The 12,788-nt window shown below is 70.7% G+C and carries 11 protein-coding genes and 1 pseudogene; 3 read left to right on the top strand and 9 right to left on the bottom strand.

Annotated features, from left to right (window positions below; translation table 11 throughout):
• Nucleotides 1–5: 5 nt before the first annotated feature.
• Genes ABZU69_RS30920 through ABZU69_RS30905 form a run of 4 tightly spaced genes read right to left on the bottom strand, consistent with a single transcriptional unit; the run spans nt 6 to nt 1,968 of the window.
• The gene (locus ABZU69_RS30920; RefSeq protein ID WP_354967841.1) at nt 6–671 is read right to left on the bottom strand and encodes an SIS domain-containing protein; all 666 of its coding nucleotides are present in this window, start codon (nt 669–671) and stop codon (nt 6–8) included.
• A gap of 55 nt (nt 672–726) precedes the next feature.
• Complete coding sequence (locus ABZU69_RS30915; RefSeq protein ID WP_354967840.1) at nt 727–969, bottom strand: HypC/HybG/HupF family hydrogenase formation chaperone; 243 nt, start codon at nt 967–969, stop codon at nt 727–729.
• Nucleotides 966–1,580: an SIS domain-containing protein gene (locus tag ABZU69_RS30910; protein WP_354967839.1), complete on the bottom strand. Its 615-nt coding sequence runs from the start codon at nt 1,578–1,580 to the stop codon at nt 966–968. The genes ABZU69_RS30915 and ABZU69_RS30910 overlap by 4 nt, the downstream gene beginning before the upstream one ends.
• A 10-nt stretch (nt 1,581–1,590) precedes the next feature.
• Nucleotides 1,591–1,968 (bottom strand): helix-turn-helix transcriptional regulator, encoded by a 378-nt coding sequence (locus tag ABZU69_RS30905; RefSeq protein ID WP_354967838.1) that lies wholly within the window; start codon nt 1,966–1,968, stop codon nt 1,591–1,593.
• 142 nt (nt 1,969–2,110) lie between these two features.
• On the opposite strand from ABZU69_RS30905, the pseudogene ABZU69_RS30900 reads away from it, so the two are divergent.
• A pseudogene (locus tag ABZU69_RS30900) lies at nt 2,111–2,281 on the top strand (IS256 family transposase); the annotation flags it as partial.
• 132 nt (nt 2,282–2,413) lie between these two features.
• Here ABZU69_RS30900 and ABZU69_RS30895 read toward each other — a convergent pair.
• Entirely contained in the window at nt 2,414–6,130 is a 3,717-nt protein-coding gene (locus ABZU69_RS30895; RefSeq protein ID WP_354967837.1) for a S8 family serine peptidase, read from the bottom strand.
• A gap of 126 nt (nt 6,131–6,256) precedes the next feature.
• Between ABZU69_RS30895 and ABZU69_RS30890 the strand changes: the two genes are divergently transcribed.
• The gene (locus ABZU69_RS30890; protein WP_354967836.1) at nt 6,257–7,252 is read left to right on the top strand and encodes a helix-turn-helix domain-containing protein; all 996 of its coding nucleotides are present in this window, start codon (nt 6,257–6,259) and stop codon (nt 7,250–7,252) included.
• A 327-nt stretch (nt 7,253–7,579) separates the two neighbouring features.
• Here the strand turns inward: ABZU69_RS30890 and ABZU69_RS30885 are convergent, their stop codons facing one another.
• The 3 genes from ABZU69_RS30885 to ABZU69_RS30875 all read right to left on the bottom strand — a co-directional run bounded on the left by ABZU69_RS30885 (nt 7,580) and on the right by ABZU69_RS30875 (nt 9,975).
• Nucleotides 7,580–8,308 (bottom strand): integrase core domain-containing protein, encoded by a 729-nt coding sequence (locus tag ABZU69_RS30885; RefSeq protein ID WP_354967835.1) that lies wholly within the window; start codon nt 8,306–8,308, stop codon nt 7,580–7,582.
• Nucleotides 8,309–8,312: 4 nt separating this feature from the next.
• Nucleotides 8,313–8,594 (bottom strand): hypothetical protein, encoded by a 282-nt coding sequence (locus tag ABZU69_RS30880; RefSeq protein ID WP_354967834.1) that lies wholly within the window; start codon nt 8,592–8,594, stop codon nt 8,313–8,315.
• Between the two features lie 91 nt (nt 8,595–8,685).
• Nucleotides 8,686–9,975: a low temperature requirement protein A gene (locus ABZU69_RS30875; RefSeq protein WP_354967833.1), complete on the bottom strand. Its 1,290-nt coding sequence runs from the start codon at nt 9,973–9,975 to the stop codon at nt 8,686–8,688.
• 118 nt (nt 9,976–10,093) lie between these two features.
• On the opposite strand from ABZU69_RS30875, the gene ABZU69_RS30870 reads away from it, so the two are divergent.
• Nucleotides 10,094–10,258 (top strand): hypothetical protein, encoded by a 165-nt coding sequence (locus ABZU69_RS30870; RefSeq protein WP_354967832.1) that lies wholly within the window; start codon nt 10,094–10,096, stop codon nt 10,256–10,258.
• Nucleotides 10,259–10,372: 114 nt separating this feature from the next.
• Here the strand turns inward: ABZU69_RS30870 and ABZU69_RS30865 are convergent, their stop codons facing one another.
• The gene (locus ABZU69_RS30865) at nt 10,373–12,715 is read right to left on the bottom strand and encodes a lysylphosphatidylglycerol synthase domain-containing protein (RefSeq protein WP_354967831.1); all 2,343 of its coding nucleotides are present in this window, start codon (nt 12,713–12,715) and stop codon (nt 10,373–10,375) included.
• Nucleotides 12,716–12,788 lie beyond the last annotated feature (73 nt).

The following is a 12,788-nucleotide window of genomic DNA, read 5'->3' as shown; positions in this document are numbered from 1 at the left end:
ACCGGTCAGAGTTCGTCGGCCAGCGCCTGCTGGGTGAGTTCCCAGAGCACGTGGTAGACCGTCGTCTGCGCCTCCTGGACCCGGTGCACCGATGCCGACGGCACCACGAACAGGTGGTCGACGAACTCGGACTCGGCCATCCGGCCGCCGTCGTACCCGGCGAGCCCGATGGTGAGCATGCCGCGCCGGGAAGCCTCCTCGAATGCGCGCAGCACGTTGTTCGATCCGCCGCTGGTGGACAGCCCCACCGCGATGTCCCCGGCCCGACCGAACGCCGCCAGCTGCCGGGCGAAGACCACCTCGAACCCCACGTCGTTGGAGAGTGCGGTGATCAACGCGACGTCGTGGGCCAATGAGATGGCCGGCAACGGCCGGGCGACCGCCGGTGGGTGCAGAAACAACTGCGTGATGTCCTGCGCGTCGGTGCTGCTGCCGCCGTTGCCGAACGCGAACAGCGTGCCGCCGGCCCGGAAAGCCGCGGAGCACCGGCGGGCGCAGTCGACCAGCCGCTGCCCGTGCTCGGCGACAAGGGATTCGCGCAGGGCGACGATCTCCGCCGCCTTCGCCGCGGTAGACTGCGCCACCTCGGCGAGCACCGCGTCCACGTCGGTCGGCCGGGTGTCCAGGAACGGGTAGAGCGCCCCGATCGCGCCCTCGACCCCGGCGCTCACGGGGCCACCTCAGTTCGCGGCTGCGGGGCTCGCAGATCCGGCTCACTCCTCGCGCTCACGACCGCTTCTCCACGACGGCGATGGCCTCCTTGGCGTGCACCAGCACTACGTCGCCCGGTCCCGCGTCGACCAGGGCCACGCTGACCTCCTCCGGCCCGGCGTCCGTGTCGACCATCGCCAAGCCGCCGGCCAGCACCTCCCGTACCCGGACGGCGACCGCCGCATCGGAACAGGTGATGCACACGTCGTCGTGGCACTCGGGCATGGCCCGGGTCGTCGTCACCGGCTGCGGGTTCACCGGACCAGCTCCGGCTCCAGCAGTCCGGGCTGCTCGAACAACACGTGCACCAACTCCCACAGGATGTGATAGATCGTCACGTGCACCTCCTTGACGATGCACGGGTCCTCGGAGCGGGCGACGACGACGTGGTCGGCGATGGCGTCCCGAGCGATGTCACCGCCATCGCCACCGAGGAGTCCGACGGTGAGGAGACCGAGGTCGCGGGCCGTCACCAGACCGCGCCGCACGTTGGTGCACCGGCCATCGGCGGACAGGCCGAGCGCGATGTCCTCCGGGGCGGCGAGCAGGCGCAGCTGAGCCGCGAACACCTCGTCGAAGCCCTCCGCCCGGGCGATCCCGGTGAGGGTGGCGGCGTCGTTGGTCAGCGAGATCGCCGGCAGGGCTCGCTTGCCGACGATGACCGGGTGAACGAACTCCACCACGATGTGCTGGGCGTCGGTCGCCGGCCCGCCGTTGCCGAAGACGATCAGCTTTCCGCCGCGATGGAAGCGTACGGCCATCTCGTAGCAGGCCCGGGCGATCTGCGGCGCGTCGCCGGCGAGCGCCTGCGCCGGTGCCACCCGGCGGGCGAACGCGCGGCCAACGGCCGGCAGGACAGACGACTCCATGCTCCTCCGTTCAGGGTCGGGCAGCGACGTACCGGTCAGCGCCGCCGGGATGCGCGCTCTGGAAGGCGCCTGCCGAGCGGCGCAGACAGGCGCCGATGACCTGGTCGAGCTGCGCCAGCTGGACGGTCCACGACCGGAGATCGTCGCGGCCCTTGGCGGTGAGCTGGTAGCACCGGCGGGCCGGCCCCGCTTCGGCGGTCTCCCACCCGGAGACCAGCGACCGGTCGCGTTCCAGGCCGCGCAGCACGCGGTAGACATGGCCGGGTTCCACATCGGTCAGTCCCAGGTCCCGGAGCCGGTCGATCAGGTCGTACCCGTGACCGGGCCGCTCGAAGATCAGGAGCAGGAGGAACGGATGCAGCAGACCACGCAGCTCACGTCCGTGCATGCCAATCCCTTCCCGGCGCAGCGCGCCACCTTTTCAACAGCTAAACACACTTTCGCTCCCAAACGAGGCGGAATGCCCGGTTCGGCTCGCACCATGAGCAGCGCCGCGGCCGCGGCCGGATCGAACATCCGGAACCGCGGGCCGCGGCCACTTCCCCAACGAGCTGGCCGCGTTGAAGTGTCTGTACCTGGTGACCCGGTCCCTGGACCCCACCGGAGCAGGCAGAACCCGATGGACGATGCGCTGGAAACCCGCATTGAACGCCTTCGCCATCACCTTCAGCGACCGCTTCCCGGCCGCTGAAACCTACTAACCAAGATCGCCGGAAACACCGTTAGCGAGACAGCCTTGGATTTGGCACCCCACAGGGCAAGTGACCGCGAAAGAACGTTGAGGTTCGCGTACTTGCGGCCCGCCCCTTGGGGCGGGCCGCAAGGGATAAGGGTTAGTGGAGGCCGAGGGCGCGAAGGATTGTTTGGGTGACGGAGTTACCGGCGGAATCGGTGCCGGTTACCCGGAGGGAGGCGAAGTGCGCCTTTTTCGGTGCGTCCAGGCGGTAGGCGCCTCGGTGGTCGTCGCGGAGGCGGGTCCAGGTGGCGCCGTCGTCGTAGGAGACCTCGACGCCGGGCGAGCGAGGGGTGCCGCCGCCGGCGACCGTTACCGCGGTCAGGCCGACTGAGACAGGGGCGCGTTGTTCGACGGTGACGCCGAACGTCGAGTCGCGGGGCACGGATCCGGAGGCGTCCGGGTCAACGGCGTAGCGGATCTGCAGTAGCGGGAGCAGGTCCCGTTGGCCGGGGACCTTCGGGGCGGCGGAGGTGAACGTCCATGCTGTCGTGGTCGAGGACGAGTAGGGGCTGACGGACGCGTCGCGCTGGTTCGCGACGACCAGGCGGTACTGCCGCGGCCCGGCGCTGGGTGCCGTCGGGTACATGATGAGCCCGTTGCTGGACGTGCCCAGCCGGGTGTCGCCCTGGTAGAGGGTCACGGTCTGACTCGCGTGCTGAAAGTCCGAGATCGCGCCGGTGTGGTCGGCGTTGCCGTACCCCGGCACGTCGATCCGCATCTCGTTCTCCGTACGCGCCGGCCCGAGGTAGTTGTTGTTGAGGTAGGGCCGCTGGATGGGCGTGAACCACTCGTCGTCCGACACGGTGCCGGCTTTGTACGTCCGGCGGACGCCCCACTGGCCCAGGAGGCCGTCGTAGACCTCGTGGCCCCACCGGTTCGCACCGTCGGTGCTGACCCAGTCCGTGCGGCGGTCGCTGGCGGCCATGGCGACGTAGTTCCCGATACCCCATTCCGAGTACGTCGGGAAGTCGTACCGCCACTCCTCGCCCGCACCAGCGGGGACGGCGCCGGCGAACGTCTGGTCGATGCGCGCGAGGTTCTTGCTCGAAGCGCGGACGACCATGCTCTTGGGCAACTCGTTGTCCCAGGTGTGCATGAGGTCGTAGACGTAGGCCGGCGCCGGGTGCGACTCCGTGCGCAGCGCGTTGCGCTGCCGGGCCTGGGCGATCAGCTTCTCGCCCTCGTCGGAGCTGAGGAGCCCGACGTCGACGGGGCTCGGCTGCCCCGAGTCCGTCCCGAAGTAGAGGCTCTGCCGGCCGGGCCGGTCGTTGGCCACCAGCAGCAGCTTGGCGCCCGCGTCAGCCGCCGCCTCTGCGAGCGCGGACGGGGTCGCCGACGCGGACCGCCGGATGATCACCGCCTTGCCCCTCGCGCCGAGGCCGGCGTAGTCCGACGGCGCCCCCGCACCCGCGAAGACCAACGGCAGGGTCCGAGTTCCGTCAGGCAGTGCGGTGACGCCCCGCTGCCGGAGGACGTCGGTGTTGTCGGTCCCCCGGGCGGACACCGTCAGCGCCGGCTGTTCCTTGCGCCACCGCGCACCGACGATGAAGTCGCCGTGCGTCACCTTGCCTTGCGGCTGGATCCACAGGCTGTCGACGCTTTCGTTCGCGAGAACGAAGTCGTGCCAGCGGCCGTCCTCGTGGACCATCCGCGAGTACTCGAGCCGCAGGTAGGTGGGGACGCCGGGCTGCGGGGTGGTCTCGTCGACCAGCCGGACGCGGCCGGCGTCCAGCGTGATCGTGCGGTCCTGGGTGAACGTGAAGTCGGGATCGCCGAGCAGCGCCAGCCCCTGTGAGTTCGGGCCGTGGACCCCGGACACGGCCAGGTAGCCGAGCGCCGAGTACTGGTCCTCCGGTGTGTAGAAGCTCACCGTGCCGTCGACCGGCACCGGTATCGGGTTTGGATCGCCCGCCCGGAGCACGATGACGAACGCCGACGCGGGTTTGCCCGCGGCGTCCTTGACGTTGATGGTCAGCAGGTGCGCCGGCGCGCCGACCGAGACCGCGGTGTGCGCGGCGAGCGCGCCGTCCGGTTCGGTGGCCAGGATCTGGGCGCTGAAGCCGTTGGACCCGCCGGGCGCGGCCGACGGATCGATGGTCACGGTGACCGTAACGGTGCCGTGCGCGGGCACGGTGACCCGGTCGTCCGAGAGCCGGAACATTCCCTCGGGTACGCCGGAGGCCGCGACCGACAGTGCGAGCGTCGTCGGCGTGCCACCGAGGTTGGTGTACGTCACCGGGCGGCGGACCGGGCCGGCTTCGTTCTGCCCGGCGGAGGCGGTGGCCGAAGCGAAGATCCCGGCACGGGCGGCGGTTGCCACGTCCACGCGGCCGCTGCCGGCCTGGAACGCGGTGTAGTCGGGAGTCTGCTTGGCGGTGCTGGTCAGCAGGTCCTTCAGCTGGGCGCCGGTGAGTTCGGGGTGCTTCGCGGCGAGCAGCGCGGCAGCGCCGACCACGTGCGGCGTGGCCATCGACGTGCCGCTCATCGTTTGGTAAAAGCCCTCCCCTTCGGCGGTGTACTGCGACCGCGCGGCCAGGATGTCGACGCCGGGTGCGGTGATCTCCGGCTTGAGCGCACCGTCGCCGACCCGGGGACCCTGGCTCGAGAAATCGGCGAGGTGGTCACCGCTGTCCACGGCGCCCACGGTGAGGGCCGCGTCGGCTCCACCTGGCGAGCTGACCGTACCGGGGCCGGAGGTGTTGCCCGCCGCGATCACGAACAGCGCGCCGGTCTGCGCGCTGAGCCGGTTCACGGCCTGCGACAACGGATCCGTACCGTCGGAAGGCTCCTGCGTACCCAGGCTCATGTTGATGATCTTGGCGTGCTGCTCGACCGCCGCCCACTCCATGCCGGCGAGGACCTGGGAGTCGCTGCCGGAGCCGGAGTTCGCCAGCACCTTTCCGATGTGCAGGCGAGCGCCGGGGGCGACACCCTTCTCGGCGCCGCCGGACGCGACGCCCGTGCCGGCGATGGTGGAAGCGACGTGGGTGCCATGGCCGCGGACGTCCTGGACGTCCTCGCCGGCGATGAAGCTGCGGGTCTCGACGATGCGTCCCGCCAGATCGGGGTGGCCTTCGTCGACACCCGTGTCGAGGACCGCGACGTCGACGCCCTGCCCGGTGTCGCCGCCGGCCCAGACCTCCGGCGTGCCGATCTGCGCGACCGATTCGGCCAGGTCCGCGTACACCTTGCCGTCGAGCCAGATCTGCTTGATGCCGTTCGCGAAAGCCGGGGCCACCTCACCCGCCGCGAAGAACGACGGCGTGCCTGCCGTCACCGCGGCCCAGAAATCGCGCGCCTGCACGCGGTTCTCGGTGATGGCGGCACCGTCGACACTCGTGAGTGGACGGACCAGCGCCGATCCCCGTGGCGCGGCGTTCGCGCGGAACCCCGCCGACTGGGTGGCGTAGGAGACGATCAGGGGCAGGTCGGCGCGGTGAGCGTCGTCGTAGCCGTCGGCGATCAGGTCCGTGACGTTGAAGAGCCGCCGGTCGAGCACGCCTTTGCCGAGGTAGGTCAGCGCCGAGGACGGAAAGACGAACACGTCTCCCGCCGACTCCAAGATCCTCGCGTCGGCGGGTCCGCCGTCCGGTCCGTTGACCGAGATCGTCCCTCCGCTGTCACCGGCGTCACCGGTCGCGTTCACCGTGACGACATCACCAGTGATCAGGGTGACAGTGTGGGTCTGCGGGGCGGTGCGCCCCGATGATCCGCCGGGAGCGGCCGACGCCGAACCGGCGACCACGATCGAGCTGAGCGACAACGCGAGGCATGCGGCCGCCGCGATGGCCCGACGCGTGCGTGAAGTTCTCAACGGTGGGGTTCCTTCCTGCGCGGGCGCAGCTCAACGGGCGCCACTGCGGCCGAACAGTGCCAGCCGTCGATCAACGCCGCAAGATCCCCTCGTGGCTGCTTACTGCCAGCTGGCACAATCTCGACAATGAAGCTCGCAGTCCTGGGGTTGTCCGCTGACGAGGAGCGGGTCTACGAAGCGCTGGTCGCCCTGCCCGGGTCGACGGTCGCCGCGCTCGCCGACCACTTGTCGACCCCGGCGGGCCCGGTGCAGCGGACCCTTGCCGCCCTCAACGCGAAGCACCTGGCGGCCGGTAGTGGGAGCCCGGCGCGGTACCTGGCCGCTCCCCCTGACATCGCGATCAACCAGCTCGTGCAGCTGCGGGAGCGCGAACTGAGCGCGGCGCGCGCGAAGGTGCACTCGCTCTCGGAAATTCACCGCAGCGCGCACCGGACGAGCCCCGAACTCGTGATCGAGCAGCTGACCGACCGGGAAACGATCGCCGCGGCCGTCGCCCACCTGGAATCCGAGGCGCACCAGCAGGTCCGGGTGTTCGACACGCCGCCCTACTACGAGGTGCCCGGGGGCGCAGGCGCCGCCAGGAACACCCAGGCGCAGATCGCCCGCCACCAGAACGACGGCGTGGCGCACCGCGTGATCTACAGCCTGGACGCGGTGACCTGGCCCCAGAAGCTGGAAACGGACATCCTGCCCGCCGTACGCGGCGGCGAAGAAGCCCGGACCCGGCGGACCCTGCCCATCAAGCTGATCATCCGCGACGACCAGGACGCCCTCATCCCGTTCGACCTCAGCCGGAGCGGCCTGCAGGTCGCCTACCTCGTCCGGCGCTCCCCGCTGCTCACCGCCCTCGAAGCTCTGTTCGAGGGCGAATGGGCCCAGGCCGCCCCGCTCGACGCGTCCGCGGTGACGCCGAATGCTTTTGGTGGCCTCACTCGGCCGGACGAGGAAACCCGGTCACTGCTCACGATGATGATGGCGGGGTTGACCGACACGGCGATCGCGCGCGTGAACGGCTGGAGCACCCGGACGACGTACCGCCGGCTCCAGCGCGTGATGACCGAGCTCGGAGCGTCGAGCCGGTTCCAAGCAGGCTGCCTGGCGGAACGCCGCGGCTGGCTGTGAGCGGGCGACCTGGTGCGGCCAGGCGGTCCGTCCGCGAGGAATTTGGCTCGTGCTGCTGCCTATCGACCTGCTGGTCCCCTCTTGATCCTGTCTGTTCGCAGAGGTTCCGCGCAGATTCATTGTCGCGAGCGGACGGTGATCGCCGAACTTGAGCGCTGCGCCGCGCACCCCGCCAGCCTGCGTGACGAGATCCGCCGCGTTCTTGCCAGTTAGCCGGTCATGCTTCCCGGCCGAAGAGCTCGCCGCGCCTCTGCGAGTGCCTCCTGTGCGTAGCACTCGTTGACCTGTGGGGTGCCAAATCCCTGTCATGGGGCCCGAGCTGGACTTCTACGCGGCTCGTTCGTACTCGTTGATCAGCCCGCCGAGGACGGGTCGGCGTTTGATCCGCTCATGCGTGAGGTCAACGACGGGACGGTCGGACCGTGGGGGCTGCAACTGCAGGGCCTGATGCGGACGGTGGCCGTTGTAGTGACGTGCGTACTGATCGAGTGTTCGGCGTAGATGTCGTTCGCCGAAGATGAGCATGCGGTCGGTCACCTCGCTGCGGGCGGTCAGGACGAACCGTTCCGCATGCGCGTTCGCCCGCGGGCATTGCGGGGGGATCTTGCACACGGTCACGCCAGCATCGGCCAGTACGGCGTCGAAGGCGGCGGTGAACTGGCCGGCTCGGTCACGGATGAGGACCTCGAACTGGTCGGCGCGTTCACCAAGGTCCATAACGAGGTTACGGGCCGCCTGGTTGGTCCACGGCCCGTTGGGGTTGGTGGTGATGCCGAGGATGTGCACGTAGCGGCTGTCGACCTCGATGACGAAGAACACGTACAGGCGTTGGAGGGTGAGTGTGCAGTGCACGTGGAAGAAGTCGCAGGCCAGCATGGTCGACGCCTGGGTGCGCAGGAACCGCCGCCAGATGGTGTGGTCGCGGCGCAGCGGCGCTGGTGGTAAGCCGAGTCGTTTGAGGATCCGGCGGATCGTGGAGGCACCCACGCGGTGGCCGAGTCCGAGTAGTTCGCCTTGGATGCGTAGGTAGCCCCAGCCGGGATTGTCCCGGGCCATCTGCTCAACCAGGGGCGGCGATGGCTGGGTCGATGGGTGGCCGGCCGGGCCGATTCGGATAGGTCCACTGGTGCGCCACCAGCCGCCGATGCCAGGCAAGGACCGTGGCCGGGGTGACGAGCCGATGCGTCTTCAACGGCCGAGGTAGGAGCCTGATCAGAGCCGCGAGCACCGCCCGGTCGGCCCAGTCCAGGCGTGGTTTCGGGTTCTGCCGGCGCAGGACGGCGGCCACGGTGACCAGCCAGCCCTTGGGGTCCCGCGGCGGGTCGTCCAGCCACACGCACACGTACGTATGATCCGGGGGGGTGTTGTCGGCGGGGGATGTGGGCACAGCGCCGGATTTCCGGCCGTTGATCCTCAAGGGCCGGCCCCTCGGCTCACAGGTGGCGGCGGCGCCACTCGGACTGCTCCTGCTCGGCGGCGACCTGCTCCTGCAGCGCGACCTGCCGCACCTCGCGGCGCAGCGGGTCACTGGCGCGCAGCCCGGCCAGCACCAGCGCGACGCAGGCCGCGGCGAGCACCGCCAGGCCGGCGACCGCCGGCAACCGGCCTGCGGGCAGCAGCACGACGGCCAGCGCCACCACCGTCACGGTCGGCCACAGGCGCACCCGGTGGCTGGCCCGCACCCCCAACGCCAGCAGACCCAGAATGTAGATGATCACGCCGGCGAACAGCACCCGGTAGTCCAGGCTGAGCGCCCGCACCCGCCACGGGTCACCGTGCGGGTCGGCGATCACGGCGAGGTAGCGCTTCAGGCCGAGGGCGAACAGGATGATCCCGGCGATCAACGGCAGATGCAGGTACGCGTAGACGTCAAGGGCGTAGGCGGCCCGCGCGTCCGGGTCGCGGGTGCCGTGCAGCCTCTGCTCGAGGTCGAGCGTCAGGGTGTCGAAGTACATCCACCACAGCGCCGCGATGGTGGTGACGCCGAGGACCGACGCCACGATCACCGCCCAGCTGAGCGGCAGGCCGGCGGCCGGTTTGGTTCCCAGTCCGAGCGAGATGATCGACTCGCCGAGCGCGATGAGCAGGATCAGCGCGTACCGCTCCGCCAAGTGGGCGGCGGAGACCACCGCCAGACCGGCGCTGCGGACCAGGCCCCCGGCGGTGAACTCGATGCCCACGGCGGCCGCCCACAGCGCCAGCTGCAGCCACGTCACTCCGACCTGGGGCGGGTGGGGCAGCGCCCCGGCGACCAGGATCAGCATCACGCTGGCCAGCAGCGGCAGGCCAGACCGCAGTGCCGCGCGGCCCGGGGCGTCGGCGCGGGTCAGCAGCGCCAGCACCTGAACCACCCGGATGACCAGGTAGCAGGCGGCGAAGATGAGCGGGCCGGGCGGCCCACCGGGTCGGTTCGTGAACGCCTCAGGCACGCTCAGGTTGAGCACGAACAGGGCGACCACCGTCACCGCGCCGATCAGCGGCAGCACCCCCTGGTCGGTGCGGACCATGTTGCCGAGGGCGGCGAAGGAGACCCAGCACCACCACAGCAGGGCCAGCACCACCAGCCCCGCGAGCAGCGTGCGTACGTGCAGGTGTGCCGACAGCAGGGTGGTGACGTTGAGGAACGCGAGCACGAACACCAGGTCGTAGAACAACTCCAGGCGAGTGACGCGGGACCCCGGCGCGGCAGGCAGGATCCGACCCCGCCAGTGGCCGGTGCTCATGCCGCCCAGTCTGGCAGCCCCCGCCCGTCCCGGCGGCGGAAGACACACAACGGACTGGCAGGGTCGCGTAATCCAACTGTCTCGTATTCGTGTTCATCGCTGATCCGGCAGTCACGGGGTGCTGGACCAGTTGCGCGAATATCAGCCGACGTTCATTCTCGCCGTGCCGCGGGTGTTCGAGAAGATGCACCACCGGGCGCGGCAGGAGACCGACGACGCGCACCACGGGTGGCTGTTCGCCGCAGCCGATCGGGTGGCCGTGCGCTACAGCCGCGGCCACTGAACCCGGACATCGCACCATGTGCAACGTTGCCTTGGTGTCGTGTGCCCTTGGTGGTCCGCTCCCGTCGAGTGTGGGCCGCAGCGCTGGTCGTCGTCTCGTTCCGCGCCGTCGTGGTTACAGCAAGCGGTGACGGGTCATGTGGCGGAGGGCTAGGTAGCCCGGCGGCACCGGGAGCCAGAAGGTCGCGAGACGGTAGATCAGGACGCCGGCGACGGCGGTGTCCAGCGGCACTCCGTAGAGCAGCAGGCCGGAGACGAGCGCGCCCTCGGTGGCACCGAGCCCGCCGGGGGTGGGCGCGGCGGAGGCGACGCCCTCGCCGATGACGCAGACCAGGATCACCGGAGGTAGTAGCGCGATGTCGACGGGCTGGCCGGTGGCGAGTAGCGCGAGGTAGAGGCAGAGGCCGTAGGTGAGGGTGAGCGTCACGGACGCGGCGACGAGCCGCCGGAGACGGTGCTGGTGAATCAAGGTGCGCAGGGCGGCGATGACGCGGCCGGCCGCCGCGCGTCCGCGGCACCGGATCCGGGGTGCGGCGAGGACGGCCGCGAGGACGAGCAGCGCGACGAGGGCGCCCAGCAGCAGCGGCAGCGCCTTGGTCGCGCCGTGGGTGAGGGTCCGGGCGGGCTGCCGCGCGAAGGGCAGCAGGATCGGCAGCAGCACCACGACCGAGACCACGCCGGCGGTGCGGGAGACGACCACGGCGGTGACCGCCGCCGCGGTGTCGAGTCCTTTCTGGTGCAGGTAGCGCAGGCTGAGCGCGGCACCGCCGAGGCTGCCGGGGGCCAGCCGGTTGGCGAACGACGCTGCGACCTGCACCAGAGTGGCCTCGCCGAGCGGTACCCGGCCGGCCGTGGCCAACCGGAGCACGACGGCGCTGAGCAGGTAGGTGAGGGCCGAGCCGAGCAGCGTTGCCACGACGGCCACCAGATTCGCGTGCACCATCAGGTGGATTGCGGTGCGTACTTCGCCAAGTTGCGGGAGCAGGAGGAGCACGATAAGCCCGAGGACCGCCAGCAGGAGGATGTCCCGCGGCGCTGCCCGGACCACCTTGGCCGGGGGCCGCTCCCGGTCCGGGCAGCGCCGCAGGATCTCCTCGCGGAGGCACTCCAGCAGGCCGGGGTGGGCGCGTAGGACGTTGCGGCCGGCGCGGGAGAGCACCGGCGGTTGCAGGAACGGGACGCTGTCCGCGACCGTTTCGGCGCCGAGTCGGTCGACTGCGGCTGCGACCACACTCGCCGAGTCGACCCGGCTGGCGAGGGCGACCAGCAGTTCGACGATGTCCCGGGCCCGCTGGTCGGCCGGGGCGTCGTCGACGCCGAACCCGAGGTCGACCAGGTACGCGCGGTCGCCGTCAACGAGCACGTTCGCGGCCCGCAGGTCGCGGTGCGCAATGCCCGCCCGGTGCAGCAGCGCCACCTGTCCCCAGGCGTCCCGCACGGCGGCGATCGGGACCGGCTCGACGACGGCGCGGAGGGGGGCCGCGTCGATGAACTCCTGCACCAGCAGGGCGTTTCCGCCGGGTGCGGTGGCGGTCGTGACGACGGCCGGGACTCGGACGCCGGCGCGTTCGGCCAGCAGGGTCAGGTAGGTTTCGTGTTCGCTCTGCTGCTTGGGACTCAGGTATGGCGGTGCGTCGGCGACGTGCCGGTATCGCAGGCTCCGGTAGAGCCTGTAGGCCCAGTCCGCATCGCGTTGCTGGCCGCCGGTCACCTTCACGAACAGCCGCCGTCCATCGGTGGTGACCGCCTGCCACGGGTGGGAGCCGCGGGCGTCACCGCCGATCGGTTCCAGCCGCCGCACGTCGAATCCGCGTCGCCGCAGCGTCTCGCGTAGATCGCGGGCGGACTGCTGCGGTCCGACCTCGCCGAGGGCGAGCCGGGTCAGGCACACCGCGAGCCAACCGACGAGGATCCCACCGACCGCGTCGACCGGCAGATGAGCGCCGACGTGGATCCGCGCTACGGCGACCAGAGCGATCACCGCCCAGGCCAGGCGGCGCCAGCGGGAGTTGCCGGCCTGCGCCACGACGAGGGCCAGGGCGGTGGCGACCGCGACGTGCCCCGAGGGGTAGCCGAGCGCTCCGGTGATCGTGTCCCGGAGGGTCAGTTCGGTCAGCAGCGCCGCCGGTCGTTGCCGGGCGACCGCGGCCTTGACGGCGAGCGCGAGCCAGTACGCGAGGTTGCCGGCCAGCAGGAAACGCCACGCGACGCCGGTGCGCCGCAGGATGACGGCCGTCGCGGCGGCGACGAACACCGCCGCATACGAGCCGGCCTGCATGACGACGACCAGCACCGGCGTCAGCCCTGAGGGTAGGTGGTTGATCAGGGCGAACAGGTCCCGCTCCCACAGCGCTACGGGTCGGTGCCGCACCAAGACGCTGACGACGACCAGCAGACCGGCCGAGACGGCCAGGCTGACCAGCAGCGCCGGCGACGGGCGATGCCTCCGCGTTACCACCGATCCTCGGCTGACCCCCTCATCCGGCTCGATTCCCGCTGTCGGTCCGAACCCTACGGACCGCCCGCGGGCG

Source organism: Micromonospora sp. NPDC005206 (assembly GCF_040608175.1).
Lineage (GTDB): Bacteria > Actinomycetota > Actinomycetes > Mycobacteriales > Micromonosporaceae > Micromonospora.
This window is presented reverse-complemented; position numbering and strand designations above follow the sequence as displayed.

Bases quoted from the DNA above. Each gene is read 5' to 3' on its own strand.
- ABZU69_RS30910 (WP_354967839.1), bottom strand. From the start codon at position 1,580: ATGGAGTCGTCTGTCCTGCCGGCCGTTGGCCGCGCGTTCGCCCGCCGG.
- ABZU69_RS30905 (WP_354967838.1), bottom strand. From the start codon at position 1,968: ATGCACGGACGTGAGCTGCGTGGTCTGCTGCATCCGTTCCTCCTGCTC.
- ABZU69_RS30890 (WP_354967836.1), top strand. From the start codon at position 6,257: ATGAAGCTCGCAGTCCTGGGGTTGTCCGCTGACGAGGAGCGGGTCTAC.
- ABZU69_RS30885 (WP_354967835.1), bottom strand. From the start codon at position 8,308: ATGGCCCGGGACAATCCCGGCTGGGGCTACCTACGCATCCAAGGCGAA.
- ABZU69_RS30875 (WP_354967833.1), bottom strand. From the start codon at position 9,975: ATGAGCACCGGCCACTGGCGGGGTCGGATCCTGCCTGCCGCGCCGGGG.